At 34.8% G+C, this 692-nt stretch carries 1 protein-coding gene; it reads left to right on the forward strand.

All coding sequences use genetic code 11. The annotated features are described in order from the left end of the window. Window positions 1–569, forward strand: a 569-nt coding sequence (locus tag RM545_RS17475; protein WP_311496570.1) for a hypothetical protein, incomplete at its 5' end; no start/stop codon positions are given. Between the last annotated feature and the right edge of the window lie 123 nt (window positions 570–692).

Genomic DNA, 692 nt, shown 5'->3' on the forward strand with positions numbered 1-692 from the left:
ATGCACAAGTTAAAAAAATGAATATAAAAATAGTCTTCTCCATTTTTCTTATACTCTTATTCAATACAGGAGATTGTATTTCCAAAAAAGCAATTGAACTGGAAGAATATCGCGTTCAATGCACAGAAAAAGAAGAGCCCTCTAATAATGAACTTGACCCAGTTCTGATTAAAACTTGTACCTATAAAAATTTCCAAAGTGTTCGGACAGGGAGCGCTGACTATAAAGGAAGATACTCCTATAAATATGACCTCTACAAAATTGACGACAACGTAAAACAGAAAGTTAAAAACTCTGACTTATTCAAATCTGGTGCGGATAAAGTTGAAAAGAAAATAAATCAAGACCTACGGCAAGAGTATCAAAAGAATTTAAACAATCCACACCTTAAAGACTGTATGGAATGGATAGACTTTCGTCATTACGAACTGGACGAAATTGGAATGGCTTTTACTGACAGTAATGAAATCGAATTTTATATAAACTATGAGATAGGCGGAGCTTGCTTTAATGTGGCTCATTCGGTACTTCAATATAAACTATCAGATTTCGCACAATATCTGGAATAAAACCTGTGCATAACAAAATATAAAAACAATGCTAAAACCTGTGCCAATTCGAAAGTACGTGCGTGCTTGCTTCGCCTGATTTTCCTACGGAAAATCACGCTCGCCTGCGCACAGTTTTTATAT

It is taken from the genome of Autumnicola lenta (assembly GCF_031846515.1).
Taxonomy (GTDB): Bacteria; Bacteroidota; Bacteroidia; order Flavobacteriales; family Flavobacteriaceae; genus Autumnicola; species Autumnicola lenta.